General features: G+C 60.7%; 14 protein-coding genes. 5 read left to right on the top strand and 9 right to left on the bottom strand.

Translation table 11 applies throughout. The features are described from left to right. The first annotated feature begins 49 nt into the window (after window positions 1-49). From ACI3K0_RS22280 to ACI3K0_RS22265, 4 genes are read left to right on the top strand one after another with little or no spacing between them, the layout of a single operon-like run. Window positions 50-997, top strand: a complete 948-nt coding sequence (locus ACI3K0_RS22280; RefSeq protein WP_148146659.1) for an ABC transporter permease — start codon at window positions 50-52, stop codon at window positions 995-997. A gap of 10 nt (window positions 998-1,007) precedes the next feature. Further along, window positions 1,008-1,880 (top strand): ABC transporter permease, encoded by an 873-nt coding sequence (locus ACI3K0_RS22275; RefSeq protein WP_404946279.1) that lies wholly within the window; start codon window positions 1,008-1,010, stop codon window positions 1,878-1,880. 39 nt (window positions 1,881-1,919) lie between these two features. Beyond that, on the top strand, window positions 1,920-3,704 hold the full coding sequence (locus ACI3K0_RS22270) for a gamma-glutamyltransferase family protein (protein ID WP_404946278.1): 1,785 nt from the start codon (window positions 1,920-1,922) through the stop codon (window positions 3,702-3,704). Window positions 3,705-3,708: 4 nt separating this feature from the next. After that, window positions 3,709-5,523 carry an ABC transporter ATP-binding protein gene (locus ACI3K0_RS22265; RefSeq protein ID WP_148146656.1) on the top strand — a complete coding sequence of 605 codons (1,815 nt, stop codon included), beginning with the start codon at window positions 3,709-3,711 and terminating at the stop codon, window positions 5,521-5,523. A 76-nt stretch (window positions 5,524-5,599) separates the two neighbouring features. On the opposite strand, the gene ACI3K0_RS22260 is transcribed toward ACI3K0_RS22265, so the two are convergent. The 8 genes from ACI3K0_RS22260 to ACI3K0_RS22225 all read right to left on the bottom strand — a co-directional run bounded on the left by ACI3K0_RS22260 (window position 5,600) and on the right by ACI3K0_RS22225 (window position 16,810). Further along, window positions 5,600-7,333 carry a M14 family metallopeptidase gene (locus ACI3K0_RS22260; RefSeq protein WP_404946277.1) on the bottom strand — a complete coding sequence of 578 codons (1,734 nt, stop codon included), beginning with the start codon at window positions 7,331-7,333 and terminating at the stop codon, window positions 5,600-5,602. A gap of 30 nt (window positions 7,334-7,363) precedes the next feature. Then, complete coding sequence (locus tag ACI3K0_RS22255) at window positions 7,364-8,212, bottom strand: ABC transporter permease (RefSeq protein ID WP_148146653.1); 849 nt, start codon at window positions 8,210-8,212, stop codon at window positions 7,364-7,366. Window positions 8,213-8,218: 6 nt separating this feature from the next. Further along, on the bottom strand, window positions 8,219-9,142 hold the full coding sequence (locus tag ACI3K0_RS22250) for an ABC transporter permease (protein ID WP_206828533.1): 924 nt from the start codon (window positions 9,140-9,142) through the stop codon (window positions 8,219-8,221). Window positions 9,143-9,220: 78 nt separating this feature from the next. Next, window positions 9,221-10,756 carry an ABC transporter substrate-binding protein gene (locus ACI3K0_RS22245; RefSeq protein WP_404946276.1) on the bottom strand — a complete coding sequence of 512 codons (1,536 nt, stop codon included), beginning with the start codon at window positions 10,754-10,756 and terminating at the stop codon, window positions 9,221-9,223. A 56-nt stretch (window positions 10,757-10,812) separates the two neighbouring features. Then, window positions 10,813-12,636, bottom strand: a complete 1,824-nt coding sequence (locus ACI3K0_RS22240) for an ABC transporter ATP-binding protein (RefSeq protein WP_404946275.1) — start codon at window positions 12,634-12,636, stop codon at window positions 10,813-10,815. Beyond that, on the bottom strand, window positions 12,633-14,399 hold the full coding sequence (locus ACI3K0_RS22235; protein ID WP_404946274.1) for an acetyl/propionyl/methylcrotonyl-CoA carboxylase subunit alpha: 1,767 nt from the start codon (window positions 14,397-14,399) through the stop codon (window positions 12,633-12,635). Before ACI3K0_RS22235 ends, ACI3K0_RS22240 begins: the two co-directional genes overlap by 4 nt. Continuing rightward, window positions 14,396-15,997, bottom strand: coding sequence for a 5-oxoprolinase subunit PxpB (pxpB, locus tag ACI3K0_RS22230; RefSeq protein WP_206828592.1), 1,602 nt, complete (start codon window positions 15,995-15,997; stop codon window positions 14,396-14,398). Before pxpB ends, ACI3K0_RS22235 begins: the two co-directional genes overlap by 4 nt. A gap of 45 nt (window positions 15,998-16,042) precedes the next feature. Further along, a complete protein-coding gene (locus ACI3K0_RS22225) occupies window positions 16,043-16,810 on the bottom strand; it encodes a LamB/YcsF family protein (RefSeq protein ID WP_206828525.1) in 768 nt (255 codons plus the stop codon). Window positions 16,811-17,148: 338 nt separating this feature from the next. Between ACI3K0_RS22225 and ACI3K0_RS22220 the strand changes: the two genes are divergently transcribed. Beyond that, window positions 17,149-17,784: a GntR family transcriptional regulator gene (locus ACI3K0_RS22220; protein ID WP_246436277.1), complete on the top strand. Its 636-nt coding sequence runs from the start codon at window positions 17,149-17,151 to the stop codon at window positions 17,782-17,784. Between the two features lie 45 nt (window positions 17,785-17,829). On the opposite strand, the gene ACI3K0_RS22215 is transcribed toward ACI3K0_RS22220, so the two are convergent. Beyond that, window positions 17,830-18,163: gluconokinase (locus ACI3K0_RS22215; protein WP_404946273.1), on the bottom strand; the 334-nt coding region annotated here is incomplete at its 5' end.

Below are 18,163 nucleotides of genomic sequence, written 5' to 3'. Positions count from 1 at the left end.
GGCGCCCACACTGACCATACCGAGACCTAGCCTGAACGAGGGCGATGCCATGCCTGTTTACATCGGCAAGCGACTACTGGTCGCGATCCCGACGCTGCTGATCATTTCGATCTTCGTCTTTTCATTGCAGAAGCTATTGCCCGGTGACCCGGTTCTGGCCATGGCCGGTGAAGAACGCGATCCGGCTACGATCGAATTCCTGCGCGAGAAATATCGTCTCAACGATCCGATGCCGATTCAGTACCTCAACTGGCTGGGCGGCGTCGTGACAGGCGATTTCGGCATTTCGCTCAGAACCAACCAGCCTGTGCTGGAACTGATCGGACAGAAACTGCCGGTCACCATTCAGCTTGCCGTCATGGCGATGTTCTTCGCGATGATCATCGGCATCCCGATCGGTATTCTGGCTGCGGTGAAGAAGAATACCTGGATCGACTACACCGCCAATATCGTGGCGCTTTCCGGCCTCTCCATCCCGAATTTCTGGCTGGGCATCATGCTGATCCTGCTGGTCTCAGTGCAGCTCGGATGGCTTCCGGCTTCCGGTTACGAGTCGATCTTCGTCGATCCGGTCCGCTCCATCCAGACGATGATCATGCCGGCTTTCGTGCTTGGCAACGCGCTTGCCGCAACCCTGATGCGCCATACCCGCTCGGCCATGGTCGCGGTTTTGAGCTCCGATTATATCCGCACCGCCCGCGCCAAAGGGCTGTCGCCAAGCGAAATCATCCTGTCGCACAGTTTCCGCAACGCGCTTCTGCCGGTCATCACGCTTCTGGCGCTGCTCTTCGGCGAGCTGCTTGCCGGTGCCGTCCTGACCGAACAGATCTTCACCATTCCGGGCTTCGGCAAGATGACCGTCGATGCCGTGTTCACCCGCGATTATGCCGTCGTCCAGGGCATCGTGCTGTGCACCGCCGTCGGCTTCATCCTGATGAACCTTCTCGCCGACATTGCCTATGTCCTGCTCAATCCGCGCCTCAGGGCGACTATCTGAGGACGACGATATGACTTCCATCAACTCAACCGTCTCCATCCCCGCCAAGCGACAGGAGAGCCGCGCCTGGAAGAAGATGAAGCGCAACAGGTCGGCCCTTGCCGGCCTGATCATCGTGCTTTTCTTCGCCATTCTCGCCATCGCCGCTCCGATCCTGCCGATCGCCGATCCAATTGCCACAAGCTGGGGCGCGATCCGCAAGGCACCATCCGTCGCCCACTGGCTCGGCACTGACGATCTCGGACGCGACATTCTCTCGCGGATGATCTACGGCGCGCAGGCCTCGCTGATGGCTGGTGTCGTCTCGGTTTTGATCGCCGTGGTGATCGGCGTGCCCTTTGGCCTGCTCGCCGGATATTTCGGCGGCTGGGTCGACATGGTGATCTCGCGTGTCACCGAGGCTCTGCTTGCCATGCCCTTTCTCATCATGGCGATTGCGCTTGCCGCCTTTCTCGGCCCGAGCCTGACCAATGCGATGATCGCCATCGGTCTTTCGGCCATGCCGATCTTCGTGCGGCTGACCCGCGGCCAGGTGCTTGCGGTCAAGACGGAGGACTATGTCGAGGGCGCTCGTTCGATCGGCCTGAACCATTTCGACATCATGACCCGCTACATCCTGCCCAATGTCTTTGCCCCGATCATCGTTCAGGCAACGCTTACGGTGGCGACCGCGATCATCGCGGAAGCAAGCCTTTCTTTCCTCGGGCTGGGCCAGCAGGCGCCAGCACCAAGCTGGGGTTCGATGCTCAACACCGCCAAGAACTTTCTGAGCCAGGCACCTTGGATGACCATGTGGCCTGGTATCGCAATCTTCCTCGTCGTCATCGGGTTCAATCTGCTTGGCGACGGCCTGCGCGACGCACTCGATCCTCGCGAAGCCTAAGACTGGGCGAAGCCTGAAATCTCATAGGGAATTCCAAGAATGTCCGATTTTACCACTCGCCCCGAAATCCTCGGCACCTTCGGCGTCGTTACCTCCACGCATTGGATCGCATCCGCCGTCGGCATGGCCATCCTCGAAAAGGGTGGCAATGCCTTTGACGCCGCTGTTGCCACCGGCTTCGTTTTGCAGATCGTCGAGCCGCACCTCTGCGGTCCGGGTGGCGACATGCCGGCTGTCTTTTATTCCAAGAAGACCGACAAGGTTGAGGTCATCTGCGCACAGGGCCCGGCTCCGGCCGGTGCCACGATCGAGCATTACACGTCGGAAGGTCTTAAGCTGATCCCCGGCGACGGTCTGCTTGCCACTGTCATCCCCGGCGCCTTCGACGGCTGGATGCTGATGCTGCGCGATTACGGCACGATGAGCGTGCGCGAGGTTCTGGAGCCTGCGATCTATTACGCCGAGCACGGTCATCCGACGCTGCCGCGCGTGTCGAATACGATCAAGGGCCTTGCCGATTTCTTCAAGAAGGAATGGCCGACCTCCTACGAAACCTGGCTACCGGGTGGTTCGGCACCGGAAGCACATGCCAATTTCAAGAACCCGGTCTTGGCCGAGACCTACAAGCGCATCATCGCGGAATCGGAAGCCAGGACCGGCCGCGAAAATCAGGTCGAGGCGGCGCGTGACGCCTTCTATCGCGGCTTCGTGGCGGAAACGATCGATAGCTACCTCAAGACCGCCGAAGTCATGGATGCGAGCGGTTCCAAGCACAAGGGTGTCTTGACCGCTGAAGACATGGCGAACTGGAGCGCCACCGTCGAAGCACCGCAGACGCTGGATTACCAGGACTGGACGATCGCCAAGACGCCGGCCTGGGGGCAGGGGCCGGTGCTTCTTCAGTCGCTCGCGCTCTTGAAGGGTTTTGATCTTGCCGCCATGGACCCGTCTGGCCCGGATTTCGTCCATACGGTGGTCGAGGCGATGAAACTCGCCTTCGCCGACCGAGAGGTCTATTACGGCGATCCGGAATTTGGTCAGATCCCGACCGAATATCTTCTCTCGGAAGGCTATAATGCCGAGCGACGCAAGCTGATCGGCTCGACGGCTTCGCTCGACCTTCGCCCGGGTACCGTGCCGGGTTACGAGCATCAGGTCGACGCGACCATGGCGATGCTGGCCGAGATGAGCGGCACGGGCACAGTTTACGAGCCGACCATGTCGCACCTGACCGAAAAGCGTGGCGATACCGTCCATATCGACGTCATCGACCGCTGGGGCAACATGGTCTCGACCACGCCGTCGGGCGGCTGGCTGCAGTCCTCGCCAATCGTGCCGGGGCTCGGTTTCGCGCTGAATTCCCGCGCCCAGATGTTCTGGTTGAAGGACGGCCTGCCGACTTCGCTTGCGCCGGGCAAGCGTCCGCGCACGACGCTGACCCCGTCGCTGGCGCTGCATCAGGGCAAGCCCTCTATGGTCTTCGGCACGCCGGGCGGCGACCAGCAGGACCAATGGCAGCTGCCTTTCTTCCTGCGGTATGCCCATCACGGCAAGAACCTGCAGGCGGCGATCGACATGCCGCTCTTCCACACGTCCCATTTCCCGGGCTCTTTCTATCCGCGCACCAGCTCGCCGGGCGAGATCATGGTGGAAAGCACGATCGGTGAGGCAACGCTCGAAGAACTGCGCCGTCGTGGCCACAAGGTGAAGGTTGCCGACGCATGGTCCGTCGGTCGGCTGACGGCCGCCCGACGCGATGCCGATGGCCTGCTGCGGGCTGCCGCAACTCCGCGTCTGATGCAGGCCTATGCGATAGGACGATGACACCATGACCACAACCGCCCCCGTCCTCTCGGTGAAAAACCTCTCGACCTCTTTCCTCGTCGATGGAGAGTGGAAGAGCGTTGTCCGCAACATGTCCTTCGATGTTGCGCCGGGTGAAACCGTTGCCATCGTCGGCGAGAGCGGTTCCGGCAAGTCCGTCACTTCGCTGTCGCTGATGCGTCTTCTGGCTCCGGCAACCAGCCGCATAGAAGGTGAGGTCATGCTGAATGGCCGCAACCTGCTTGCACTGTCCGAAAAGGAGATGCGGGCGGTGCGCGGCAATGAGGTCTCGATGATCTTTCAGGAGCCGATGACCTCGCTCAACCCGATCTTTACCATCGGAAGGCAGATCTCTGAGGTGCTGGTCAGACACAAGGCGATGTCGAAGACCGAAGCCCGTGCCGAGACGATCCGGCTGCTCGAGAAGGTTCGCATCCCCAATGCTGCCGGCCGTTTCGATGAATATCCGCACCAGTTTTCCGGCGGCATGCGCCAGCGTGTGATGATCGCCATGGCGCTCGCCTCGCGGCCGAAGCTGCTGATCGCAGACGAGCCGACGACCGCACTCGACGTGACCATTCAGGGGCAGATCCTCGACCTGATCAAGGTGCTGCAGGAAGAGGAGGGCATGTCCGTCTTGTTCATAACCCATGACATGGGTGTCGTTGCAGAAATCGCCGACCGCACCATCGTCATGTTCCGCGGCGACGAGGTCGAGACCGGCCCGACCGAGGAGATTTTCCACCGCGGCAAGCACCCGTACACGCGGGCACTTCTCTCTGCTGTTCCGAAGCTCGGCTCGATGCAGGGGCACGACTGGCCGACACGGTTCCCGGTTCTTGACGCCGAGACGGGTAAACCGGCCGAACCGGTAGAGGTGGCCGATACCGTCGTCCTGTCGAAGCGTCCGGTTCTGGAGGTGAAGAACCTCGTCACCCGTTTCCCGATCCGTTCCGGCCTCTGGTCGCGTCAGACGGGTGCCGTCCATGCGGTCGAAAACGTCTCCTTCGATCTCTTCCAGGGCGAAACCCTGTCACTGGTCGGCGAATCCGGCTGCGGCAAGTCGACGACGGGTCGTTCTATCATGCGTCTCGTCGAACCGACCGGAGGTGATGTTGCGCTCGACGGTTATGACGTCATGCGGCTCGACACGATGGGTCTGCGGCAGATGCGCAAGTCGGTACAGATGATCTTCCAGGATCCGTTCTCCTCGCTCAACCCGCGCATGACGGTGGGCACGGCGATCTCCGAACCCTTCATCAAACATCGTCTGGGCACGGCAAAACAGGCGAAGGAAAAAACGGCGGATCTGCTCGAAAAGGTCGGTCTTTCCGCCGATATGGCGAGCCGTTATCCGCACGAATTCTCCGGCGGCCAGCGTCAGCGCATTGCCATCGCCCGCGCGCTGGCTCTCGACCCGAAAGTTATTGTCGCCGATGAGAGCGTGTCCGCGCTGGATGTGTCGATCAAGGCGCAGGTTTGTAACCTGCTTCTCGATCTGCAGCAGAGCCTGAACCTCGCCTTCCTGTTCATCTCTCATGACATGGCGGTGGTCGAGCGCGTCAGCCATCGGGTTGCGGTCATGTATCTGGGCGAGATCGTCGAAATCGGGCCGCGCGCGGCGGTCTTCGACAATCCGCAGCATCCCTATACGAAGAAGCTGATGTCCGCAGTACCGGTGCCGGACCCGGCGCGACGCGGCATCCGTCGCGGCATTTCCAACGACGAGCTGAAGAGCCCGGTGCGGGCAATGGGTTATGAGCCGCCAAAGCGGAAATACAAGGAAGTGTCACCGGGACATGTGGTGCAGATCGGCTGAGCCAGCCGATCTGGTGATGTTGAACTGTCAGGCACAGGAGGTCGTTGGACCTCCTACACCCCGGCAGATCTCGCGGTCAGACTGACGCCTGTGATTGTAGCATCTGCCACGATTCGTAGGCCGAAATGACGGTTTCCATCTGCGCCGTGTGGCCGGTGATGAAATCGTCCCCGTAGATGGTTTCGTCCGGATATTCGGTGATGAGCGTCAGCGGTACGGTGTGGCGGTCGTCGATCGACGACAGGCAAGGGAAACCGTTGATGATGCGGAACCCGGTTTCGCCGGCATGGATCTCATAAAGCGCGATCTGGCGGTTGTTATAGTCGAGAATGCCCGGAATGGCGCCGAGATGCCGTGTCACGTGGTCGAGCATGGCTTCGGCTTGTTCCGTCCAGCCTGCGTGGTGGCGCATCACGAGGAAGAAGCCTTTCGGCAATGTCCACATGGCGAAATTGCGCGGCACGTAACCTGAAAGCGGGCGTGTCCATTCATGAGACGGGTAGCCGTGCAGGTTCACATGCAGTTTCGCGCCGCTGATTTCCTGCGCCTTGAAGCGGATTGCCTTCTCGTTCAGGTGCTCGCCTGAATTTTCGCGGGTGCGGTATTCGAGGTCGTCACCGAGAGCCGTGTAACGGGCGGCGTGGTGCATGTGGCGCGGGTTGTCGACGCGCAGGCGCTGGTGCAGCGCGTAACCATCCGGGTTTTCCAGCGGCGAGATGGTGAAATGCGCGTTGGCGCGTTCTTTCAGCACGCGTGCGGCGCGGATGGCGCCGACGATGCCGGTCGTTTCGTTCGGATGCTGGCCGCCGCTGATCATGACGGCCGCTTCGCTGCCCTTGACGTAGTGAGCTTTGAGAATGCGGCCGGAACGGGAATTGGCGGTAAACTCTTCACCACCGATCTCGGCCAGTAGCTTGGCCATCTGTGCGGCAGCCGGTGGTTCGATGGCTGTATCGATCGCCTGTTCCTTGCCGTCGAGGAAACCGGTCGTCAGAGGCCGGGTTTCGACGCGGATGTTGATCTCGCCAGCACTCTGAATGATTTCCGGCACAATCTGACCGGGCTTCAGGCCGCGGTCGCCGAGCGGGCGGCCGGATTTCTTCTGAAAGAATTCCAGCAGTGAGAAGTAGAAATCCTCGTGAAGGGCTTCGCGCAGGCTGACGACTTCAACGCCGACCGGCAGATCCATGTCTTCGGCCGGATGGGAAACGCGGATATTGAGTTCTTCGAAATAGGGTTCGGTGGCACCCCAGTCGTAACCGGCAACCGCTTCGATGGCGCCGTGGAAGAGGCGCTCGTAATCGGTTTCCAGACGCTCGCCGGTCGTATCGCCTTCGGCGCGATACCAGCCGGTTGGCGAGACATTGGTTTCGCCTACGACATCTTCGTGGACGCGGTTCGGCACGAGAATTTTCAGCGTTTCGCTCTGGCCATTGCGGGTCAGCGTCACGTCGTAAAAGAACTCACCGTCCTCGCGGGCAATGAATTCGATCTTCGCGTCACCAACGAGCGATGCAAGCGGATAAGCTTCGAGGCGGAAACGGTTTGCCGGGGCATTGGCATGTACCGGATAACGCACCTCGATTTCCGTCACGCCGGTAAGGTCGATCTCTTCCAGAAAGGTGAAGAGAAGCGGCTTGTAGGCGCTGCGGATGCGGGCGGTGATGCCGTTGTCCTTCAGCGCCTGCTCGGTGGCACGGCGGCTTTTTGTATCGTCAAATGTCCAGGCTTCGAAAGCGAGGCCGGGCTTGGCACCGGTGACCAGAGTTTCAAGAGTACGCTCGATTGAAGTCTCGAATATCGTGGTCATGGTGTCATGCCTTGCTGTGTATCGAAGTGTTTATCTTGAGGTGCGACCGGTCGGGTCGAGGCTGTCGCGCAGCCAGTCGCCGAGCAGGTTGAGGCCAAGCACGGTGAGCAAGATGGCGAGGCCCGGGAAGACGCTGACCCACCATGCGGTCTGCAGATAGGTGCGGCCGTCGGCCAGCATGCCGCCCCAGCTCGGAATGGTCGGATCAACGCCGAGGCCGAGGAAGGTCAGGCTGCTTTCAAGCAGGATGTTGTTGGCGACGTTGAGCGTCATCAGCACGATTACCGGGCCGATCAGGTTCGGCAGAAGATGCTGGAAGATGATGCGCCAGTCCTTCACGCCGATGGCACGCGCCGAAAGGATGAATTCACGCTCGCGCAGCGTCAGGACGGAGCCGCGCACGAGGCGGGCATATTGCACCCATTGCGACACGATCAGCAGGATGATCGTGTTCGTCAGGCTGCCGCCGACGATGGCGATGAAGGTGATTGCGAGAAGGATGAACGGCATGGCGAGCTGCAGGTCGGCAAAACGCATGACCAGCATGTCCCAGAAGCCGCGATAGTAACCGGCGATCAGGCCGACCACCACGCCGAAGATGACGGCGCCGATGACGGAGGTGAAACCGACCAGAAGCGAGATCTTGCCGCCGGCAACGACACGGGCCAGCACGTCACGCCCAAGCGGATCGGTGCCGAACGGATGCGCCGCTGACGCAAAGGGCTTTGCCAGACGTGCCATCAGGTCGATCTTGTCTGCGCCACCGGGAAACAGCAGGTCGGAGAACAGCACGGCGAGGCAGATGATGATGGTCAGTGCTGCACCGAGAATAAATTCCAGGTTCGCGAAGCGCGACAGGCGGGAGGTTTTGGAAGCCATGGTCGGTTACTCCGTGCGGATGCGCGGGTCGACGAGGCCATAGGCGATGTCGACCAAAAGGTTGATGCCCACGATCATCAGCGACAGAACGGTGATGACGGCCTGGAGCACCGGGAAATCGCGTGCGCCAACGGCATCGAAGGCTAGCGTACCCATGCCCGGCCAGTTGAAGACGCGCTCGATGACGACGATGCCGCCAAGCAGGCCGCCGAATTGCAGGCCGAAATAGGTGATCAGCGGAATGGCGCAGTTGCGCAGCGCGTGCTTGTAGAGAACCTTGCTTTCGGAAAGCCCCTTGGCACGGGCCACCATGATATATTGTGATTGCAGGGTTTCCAGCATCGACGTGCGCACGAGGCGGACATTGGTCGCTGTCAGGATGACGCCCATGGTGACAGCCGGCATGACATAGCTTGCCCAGCCAGACATGCCGCTTGGCGGTAGCCAGCCGAGCGTGATGGCGAATAGTAGGACCAGCATGGTTGCCAGCCAGAAATTCGGGAAGGACAGGCCAATTAGCGAGAAGATACGGATCGCCTGGTCAGCGGCCTTGCCGCGCGAGGTGGCGGCCTTGATGCCGAGTGGGATAGACAGCGCGATCGACACGAACATCGAGATGAAGGCGAGCAGCAGCGTGGCGGGCAGGGCGTGGCCGATCAGCAGTGAGACAGAGGTGCCGCCGGAGAAGCTGCGACCGAAATCGAGCGTGACCAGACCGTTGAGGAAGTTGAGATATTGCACGAAGAACGGCTGGTCGGTGCCGAGCGCTGCACGAATGCGCGCAAGATCGTCCTCCGTCATGCTGCCACCGCCCTGAAACATCGTCACTGCCGGATCACCGGTCAGGCGAATGGCGAAGGAGACAACGAGAGTGATGGCGATAACGACGAAGATCGCCTGTAGCAGTCGCTTAATGAGGAAACCGGCCAAGTTCTAGTTCCTAAAAGAGAAGTTCAGCTTCGCCCGCAACGCGGGCGAAGCGATTTGACAGAAAAATCGCCGCGAAGATTATTCGACGGTGACGTCGGTCAGCTTCATGCGGTTGTCCGGAGGCGCGATGAAGCCCTTGACCCGCTTATTGATGCCGAAGATCGCGTTGGTGTTGTAGAGCGGCAGCTCAAGGGCGCGTTCGGATGCATAGGCACCGACTTCCTTGAGGATCTTTTCGCGCGCGGCACGGTCGGTCAGCGGGCGCTGCGATTCCAGCAGCTTGTCCAGCTTTTCGTCCTTGTCGTAGGGGTTCCACTTTTCGCCCGAGTGGTACATCGAATACGCCGTGTTGTCGTAATCGAAGGTCCAGCCGCCCCATTTCTGCTGGAACATCGCGCCGGTCTTGCCCTGCGGGATGATGTCGTTCAGCAGAACGTTGGTTTCGTAAGGTTTGATCGTGGCGGTGATGCCAACCATCGACAGATAGCTGGAAATAACCTGCGCAACTTCGTTCATCGTCGCGTCATTGCCGCGGATGTCGATCTGCAGCGTCGCACCAGCCTTTACGCCGGCTTCCGCCAGTAGGTTCTTCGCACCTGCCGGATCATACGGGATCGCCTTCAGGTCCGGATCGAAACCGAAGGAAAGCGCGCTCTGGAAGCTGGTGATCTCGGAGGCCTGGCCGGCGAGGATCGACTTAACGATCGTGCCGCGATCGACGGCCATGATGATCGCTTTGCGCACCTTCGGATCGGCGGTGATGCCGTCACGGGTGTTGAAACGCAGCGCATCGACGGACGGGCCGGGAACGGAAACGATCTCAAGCTTGTCGTCGCCCTGGATGACCGGCAGCATGCCGATCGGAATGGTCGGCGGGATGACGAGATCGACGCGGCCGGCCTGCAGTTCGGCAACCGCGGTCGCTGGCTCTGAGATGAAGCGGTATTCGAGTTCCGACAGCTTCGGCGCCCCGCCCCAGTAATCCGGGTTGGCCTGAAGCTTGATGTCGACCTTCGGCTGATAGGAGACAAACTTGAATGGGCCTGTTCCAACCGGGTTAAGGTTGAAATTGTCCTCACCCTTTTCGGTGATGTATTTCGGCGGAACGATCATCGCGCCGTAACCGGCGAGCTTGGTCAAGAGGACCGGATCCGGCGCCTTCAGCTTCAGGTCGACCGTGTAATCGTCGATGATGTCAACGCTTTCGATGGCGATATAGTTGGAACGCTGCGGGCCCTTGGCACCCTGTTCGCCGAGAAGGCGCTCGAAGGTGAACTTGACCGCGGCGGCGTTAAAGTCTTCGCCGTTATGGAATTTCACGCCCTGGCGCAGCTTGAAGCGTATGCGCTTGCCTTCGTCCAGTTCTTCCCAGCTCTCGGCAAGACCGGGAACGAGCTTGAGGTCGGGACCGCGATAGGTCAGGCCGTCAAAGATATTTGTGGCAACCGCCGCCCACTGAACAAGGAAAGTGTCGATCGGATCCCAACTGCCCGGATCCTGCGGCGACGAGATGGTCATCTTGCCTGCGGCAAAGGCCGGGGCGGCGGAAAGTGCGGTGCCGGCGAGAGCGAAAGCTACGAACGCCGACGCCAGTCCCCTTTTGAACGTTGTCATTACCTGTTCCTCTTCAGATGCTTGCGATTGTGTCGCGGTTTGTGATCCGGGTTTCTTCAGGCGCTTTTGGCGATGAAATGACCCGGATTGATTTCCTCGTGGGAAAGAATGGCCGGCTCGTCGCCGACGCGACGGACGGGATTTGGAATTTCGCCCTCAATCAGCGCCGTGTTTCGCGACGCCGTCGGATCGGCAACCGGAACGGCGGAGAGAAGGCGGCGCGTATAATCGTGGCTCGGGTTTTCGAACACCTGACGGCGCGAACCCATTTCCATGATCTGGCCGAGATAAAGCACGGCGACGCGATGGCTCATCTTTTCGACAACGGCCATGTCATGACTGATGAACAGATAGGCGAGGCCACGCTCTGCCTGAAGGTCCATGAACAGGTTGATGATCTGCGCCTGGATCGACACGTCGAGTGCCGACAGTGCTTCGTCGGCGATGATCAGCTTGGGATCGGACGCAAGCGCACGGGCGATGCAGACACGCTGGCGCTGGCCGCCGGAGAATTCGTGCGGGTAACGCGAGGCGACATTCGAAGGTAGGCCGACCCGCTCCAGCAGTTCATCGACGCGGCGTTTGACTGCCTTGCTATCGTTGATCAGGCCATGGGTGTTGATCGGTTCGGCGATCGAGAAGCCGACCGTCTTGCGCGGATCGAGCGAGGCGAACGGGTCCTGGAAGATATACTGCACTTCCTGACGCATGCGAAAACGCTCGGCGGCGGACATGGACGAATAGGTGCGGCCATTGAAGGCGATCTCGCCGCCCATGGACGACTGCAGCTGCTGGATCGTGCGGCCGATCGTCGACTTGCCGGACCCGCTCTCGCCCACCAGTGCCAGCGTTTCGCCCGGATGGATGTCGAAGGAAACCTTCTGCACGGCGCTGCAGCGATGGGTGGCCTTGCCGAACAGGTTCTTCTTGATGTCGAAACGAACGAACAGGTCCTTGACCGACAGAAGCGGCTTTTCGTTGTATTTCGCGGTGTCCTGCACGCGCTCTTCACCGACCACGGTCGGTTCGCCATCCTGAAGAACGGTGAGCGGCATGCGCTTCGGGAAATCTTCGCCGGACATGCTGCCGAGGCGAGGCACGGCGGAGAGAAGCGTGCGGGTATAGGGATGCTGCGGGTTGGCGAAAATCTCGTTGACCGGACCTTCCTCGACCTTCTGGCCCTTCCACATGACGACGACATGGTCGGCCATTTCTGCAACCACGCCCATGTCATGGGTGATGAAGACCATGCCCATGCCGAGTGTCTTCTGCAGGTCGCGCATGATGTTGAGGATTTGCGCCTGAATGGTCACGTCGAGCGCGGTGGTCGGCTCGTCGGCGATTAGCAGCTTTGGGCGGCAGGCAAGCGCCATGGCGATCATCACGCGCTGGCGCATGCCGCCCGAAAGCTGGTGCGGGAAACGGTGAAGAAGCTGGGCTGAATCCGGCAGGCGCACCATGTCGAGCAGGCGCTGGGCCTCCGTCATGGCGGCTGATTTGCCGAGCTTTTCATGCAGCATCAGCACTTCGCAGATCTGGTCGCCGATGGTGAAGACCGGGTTGAGCGAGGTCATCGGCTCCTGGAAGATCATGGCGATCTCCTTGCCGCGGATCGACCGCATCTCCTTCTGGGACGCCTTCAGCAGATCCTTGTCGTTGAACATGATGCGGCCGCTCGCGTATTTCGCGCCCATCATGTCGGCAAGTCGCATGGTCGACAGCGAGGTGACCGACTTGCCCGAACCGGATTCTCCGACGACGGCAACGGTCTGGCCGGCCTCGACCGTAAACGACAGATCGTCGACGACACGGCTGGAGCCGAATTCGACGCTCAGATTTTCGACCGACAGAAGCGGTTTGATGGTTTCGCTCGTGGTCATGTCCGTGTCTCCGGCTTGGCCTGTTCGGTCGTTGAAGGTTTGCCGCTATCAATGCGGGCGATGACGGCGCCTGCCGTCTGTGATGAACCTGCTTCAGCAAGGATGGTGATGGTGCCGGAAACCGATGCGGTGACCGCCGTTTCCATCTTCATCACGTCCATCATTGCCAGAACTTCACCTTTTTCTACAAGTGCGCCATCGGAAACATTCCAGTGAACGAGAAGGCCGGGCACGGGTGCAATCACCGCACCCGCATCGTTCTCTTGGTTCTTCTTGTCGCTGTTCGAGGTTGCCGAAAGTGGTCCGAGCAAGCGCAGGAAGGCATCCGGAATACCGATTTCCACACGCTTGCCGTCGATTTCGACATGGCCGCGCAGAAGGCTGGCGCTCGATGCCGGGGCAGGGCGGCTGGCGGCCTCTAGCGTTTCGGCAAAGTCGGTTTCGATCCAGCGCGTGTGAACGCGGAAATTTTTGGCGAAATCGTCATGCGCGATGACGGCGCGGTGGAAGGGCAGCACGGACGGCACGCCCTCAATGGTGAATTCGCTTAAGGCACGGCGCGAGCGGGCGATCGCCTGCTCGCGGGTCGCGCCCCATACGATCAGCTTGGCCGAAAGGGAATCGAACATCGGCGGAATGGCCGAGCCGGAAACGACGCCGGAATCCAGACGCACGCCGGGGCCGGAAGGTGCGGCAAATCCGGAAATCTCGCCGGCAGACGGCAAAAAGCCACGGCCGGGATCTTCCATGTTGATACGGAACTCGATGGCATGGCCGCGGGGTTCCGGCATCGTCGTTACGCTGAGCGGCAGACCTTCTGCGATGCGGAACTGCTCGATGACGAGGTCGAGGCCGGTCGTTTCTTCCGTCACCGGATGTTCCACCTGCAGGCGGGTGTTGACCTCGAGGAAGGAAATCACGCCATCGGCGCTGAGCAGGAATTCCACCGTTCCGGCGCCGGTGTAACCGGCTTCAGCGCAGATATCGCGCGCAGCCGAATGGATTTTTTGGCGCTGTTCATCGGAGAGGAAAGGCGCAGGTGCTTCCTCGACAAGTTTCTGGTTGCGACGCTGCAACGAGCAATCGCGGGTCCCCACCACCAGAACATTGCCGAGACGGTCCGCCAGAACCTGCGCCTCGATATGCCGCGGGCGGTCGAGAAACTGCTCGACATAACATTCACCGCGACCGAAGGCGGCCACCGCTTCACGCGTGGCCGATGAAAACAGCTCCTCGACCTCGCCGAGTTCGCGGGCGATCTTCAAGCCGCGACCACCACCGCCATGGGCTGCCTTGATGGCGATCGGCAGGCCGAATTTCTTTGCGAAGGCCAGAGCCTCGGCGGGCGAGGAAATCGCGCCATCGGAACCGGCAACCAGAGGCGCGCCGACCTTCTGGGCAATCGCACGCGCCTTCAGCTTGTCGCCGAGTGCCTCGATCACCTTCGGATCGGGGCCGATCCAGATGAGGCCGGCATCGATGACAGCTTGCGCAAACTCGCTGCGTTCCGAGAGAAAACCGTAACCGGGATGCACGGCATCGGCGCCCGAGCGCTTCGCAATGGCGATCAGCTTGTCGATATCGAGATAGCTGTCCTTGGCGGTCACGCCGTTCAGCGCATAGGCCTCATCGGCCAAGTCTGTGAACAGCGCGTCCGCATCGGCATCGGCGTAAACGGCGACCGAGGTCAGGCCGTAATCCTTGCAGGCCCGGATGATCCGCACCGCGATCTCGCCGCGGTTTGCTATCAGAACCTTTTTCATGGGCATTTTCCTGGAATGAAACGGGGCGCGAAGCGGCTCACCGCGTTGAAGCGGATCTTTGCGCCGACAGGTATCTGGCCGGCGAGATCGAGATGATGGCCGGCGACATTGGCGATGACCGGATAACCGCCGGTCAGCGGATGATCGGCAAGGAACAGCACGGGCTGGCCGCTGGCCGGAACCTGAAGCGCGCCGCGTACGGTGGCCTCGCTCGGTAGCTCGCTGTGGTTGGACCGTTCGAGAGCATCGCCCGACAGCCGGATACCGACGCGGCTGGACTGCGGCGTGACCGACCATTCCTGGGTGAGGAAGCTTTCGACGGCGGAGTCGCTAAACCAGTCGGTGCGTGGGCCCATCACGACGTCGAGCACAATGGTTTCGGTGGCGGACGGCAGGGCAAAGGCAGGCTCTTCCAATGAAACGAATGTGTTTGCCGGTGCGGTCCGAATGTTGACGATATCACCGACAGCCGGGGCGGCAGGGCCGATCTGCGCCAGCGTGTCTGTCGCCGTGCTGGAAAGCACCGGCGCAACATCAAATCCGTCGCACAACGCCAGATAGGAGCGCATGCCGCTTTCCGGCGTGCCAAGCGAAACGACGTCGCCGTCATCGAGCGCGATGGCTGTGTGGTGCAGGCCCGAGATTTTGCTGCCGTCAGCGCCGGTGATCGAGATCGGCATCGTAGCGCCGGTCAGTGCCATGACGCTCTGGCCACGCATGCGGAAGCTGAGGCCACCGAGGGTAATTTCCAGTGCGGTTGTGTTTGCCGGATTGCCGACGAGGCGATTGGCGGCCTTGAAGCTTGCCCGGTCGGCGGCGCCCGAAACGCTGATGCCCTGCCCGGCCTGACCCGCACGGCCAAGATCCTGAAACAGGATCGGCAGGCCGATGGAGAGAATTTCGATCGATGCCGTATCGGCTTCTGGCGATACAATCGCCTTGGCTGCGGCAGATCTGGCCGATGTCTGGATCTCGTAGGCCGCATCCTTCGCCATGTCGCGAAACTTGATGCGACTGCCCGGCTGCAGCAGCGAGGCGGGCGTGCGGTCGATATCGAACATCGCGAGCGGCGTGGTGCCGATCAGCTGCCAGCCGCCGGGGCTGGTTTTCGGGTAGATGCCGCTGAATTCGCCGGCCAAACCAACAGCTCCAGCCGGAACCTGCGTGCGCGGCGACTTGCGACGCGGCACGGCAAGGCGCGGATCGCCGCCGGACAGATAGGCAAAGCCGGGCGCAAAGCCGGTAAAGGCGGCGACATAATCGCTTTCGCCATGCAGCCGGATGACATCTGCAGCGCTCATGCCGAGAATGCCGGCAACCTCGGCCAGATCCTCGCCGTTATAACGCACTGGAATTTCGACCAGCGCACCGGTTGCCGCCCTGCGCTCACCACCGGCTAGGGCCGTGATGGCATCAACCAGTGCTTCATCGGAAACCGTGTAGGGATCGAACGAGACGAGCAGCGTGCGTGCAGCCGGAATGATTTCGGTGATGCCCTTGATTGGTCTGGTCTTCAGCGCATCGAACAGCGCCAGCGCCTCACCGAGGTCGGCGAGTTCTACGAGAATGCAATCGCCGCGCACCGGCAGGATGCGCATCGACGTGTCTCGGGTCGTGTTCGGCATGACGGGCTGCATGATCGTTCAGGCAATTCCGCTGAAGGCTCGGATGCTGAGGCCCGCCTGCTCGAAAACCTCGCGCAAGCGCTTGGCCATGGCAACGGCACCCGGGCTGTCGCCATGCACGCAGATCGACTGGGCATCGACCTTGGTGAACGTCCCGTCGATCGCCTCGATCACGCCTTCCCTGACCATGCGCACCATGCGCGTGGCAATGAGGTCTGGATCGTGCAGAACAGAACCTTTTTCGCGGCGCGAGACGAGATTGCCTTCCGGTGTATAGGCGCGGTCGGCAAAGGCTTCGGCAACGACAGTCAGGCCGGCTGTGCGAGCCTGAGCGACAAGCGGAGAGCCGGCGAGCGCCATCAGCACCAATGAGGGATCGACAGCGAGGATCGCGTCGATGACGTCTTTGCCCTGGCGGGCATCAATAGCGATCGTGTTGTAGAGCGCGCCATGCGGCTTGACATAGGTGACGCGCGTGCCCGCGGCCTTTGCGAGACCCTGCAGCGCGCCGATCTGGTAGATCACGTCGCCGATCAGTTCCTCGCTGGATGGGTCCATGTTGCGGCGGCCGAAACCGGCGAGGTCGCGGTAGCCTACATGCGCACCGATGGCGACGCCGCGCTCGGCAGCTGCCTTCAAGGTCTTGAGGATACCGGCCGGGTCGCCCGCATGAAAGCCACAGGCCACATTGGCGCTGCTGACGATATCGAGCATGGCGGAATCATCGCCCATCGTCCAGGCTCCGAAGCTCTCGCCCAAGTCACTGTTGATGTCGATGGTCGGCATGAAATTCCATCCGTCTTGATAAGTTGACTAAACGCTAACAAAGGCGAACAATACTGTCCAGAGTGTTGAACAATTTTTGTGTATTGCCCTACAAATGATCAATTGCTCAATATTTGCGCAAAAGATGAATTCTGCACGGATAAGTTCGCTTTCTGCCTCTGCCTTCAGTTCATTTTGCTTGTGAGCGGCTTGGAAGCGCATTACCGAAAATGAAAAGCTCGTCCGAAGCGAAAGGGTAAGGCTTGGCTGCACGTAAACCGCAAGGTGATGAAACAGGATACTCAAACCTTGGCGGCAGCAACGCGACAGGATCGCGAGCGGCGGAGCCTGTACAGACGCTGGCCGAAACGGTCGCCGAGCGCGTTCGCGAAAAGGTCATATCGGGCACGCTCACGCCTGGAAGTCACCTTTCTGAAATGGTGCTGTGTGAAGAGCTGCAGGTTTCGCGAAACACGCTGCGTGAAGTTTTCCGTATCCTGACGAAGGAAGGATTGCTGCGCTACGAAGCAAACCGAGGCGTGTTCGTTTCCACGCCGAGCATGTCGACCATCATAGACATCTATCGTGTGCGGCGCTTCATCGAATGTTCTGCACTGGCGCAGGCGCATCCGCGCCATCCGGGTACGCAGCGCATGCGGCTGGCGGTGGATGATGCGCATCGTTGCCGCGAGGCAGGAAACTGGCTCGGCGTCGGGAGCGCCGACATCTCGTTCCACTCGGCGATCGTCGAACTTGCAGACAGCCCGCGCCTATCAAGTTTTTATGCACATATTTCGCTGGAACTGCGCCTCGTCTTCGGCCTGCTTCAGGATCCCGAGTTTCTGCACGGCCCGTTCATCGACCAGAATGGCGAAATACTGCTGGAACTTGAAGCTGGCCGCTCGGGGGCCGCAGCTGAAAAGCTGGAAGCTTATCTGCTGCGTGCCGAGCGCTTTATTCTAGGCGCTTATGCTCGCGTGGCGCCGTCGGCCTAAAATGACGGCTCAGCCGTACCGGTGAGCCAGCTTTGTTGTCTTAGGCTAGACAAGCCCCTTCAGCCCCTCGATTGCCAGCTCGGCAATCATCTCCGGCGTGTTGTCGATATTGACGACAACAACGCCGGCTTCGCTATCAGGTCGCTCCAGTGTCGCGAGCTGGCTTTCCAGAAGACTGGTCGGCATGAAGTGGCCTTCGCGGCTGCCCATGCGCTGGGTCAGCAGCGCCTTGCTGCCATCCAAAAACACGAAGGCCAGCTTTCCGCCCGCCGCCGCACGCAATCTGTCGCGATACGCTTTCTTCAGTGACGAGCATGTCAGGACGATACCGCTTGTCGCGTGATCGGCCAGAATCTCGCCGATGCGATCGAGCCAGGGC

This window comes from Rhizobium sp. ZW T2_16 (assembly GCF_044987325.1).
Lineage (GTDB): Bacteria > Pseudomonadota > Alphaproteobacteria > Rhizobiales > Rhizobiaceae > Neorhizobium > Neorhizobium cellulosilyticum.
Note: the sequence above shows the minus strand (reverse complement) of the source record. Positions and strands in the feature narration are given on the sequence as shown.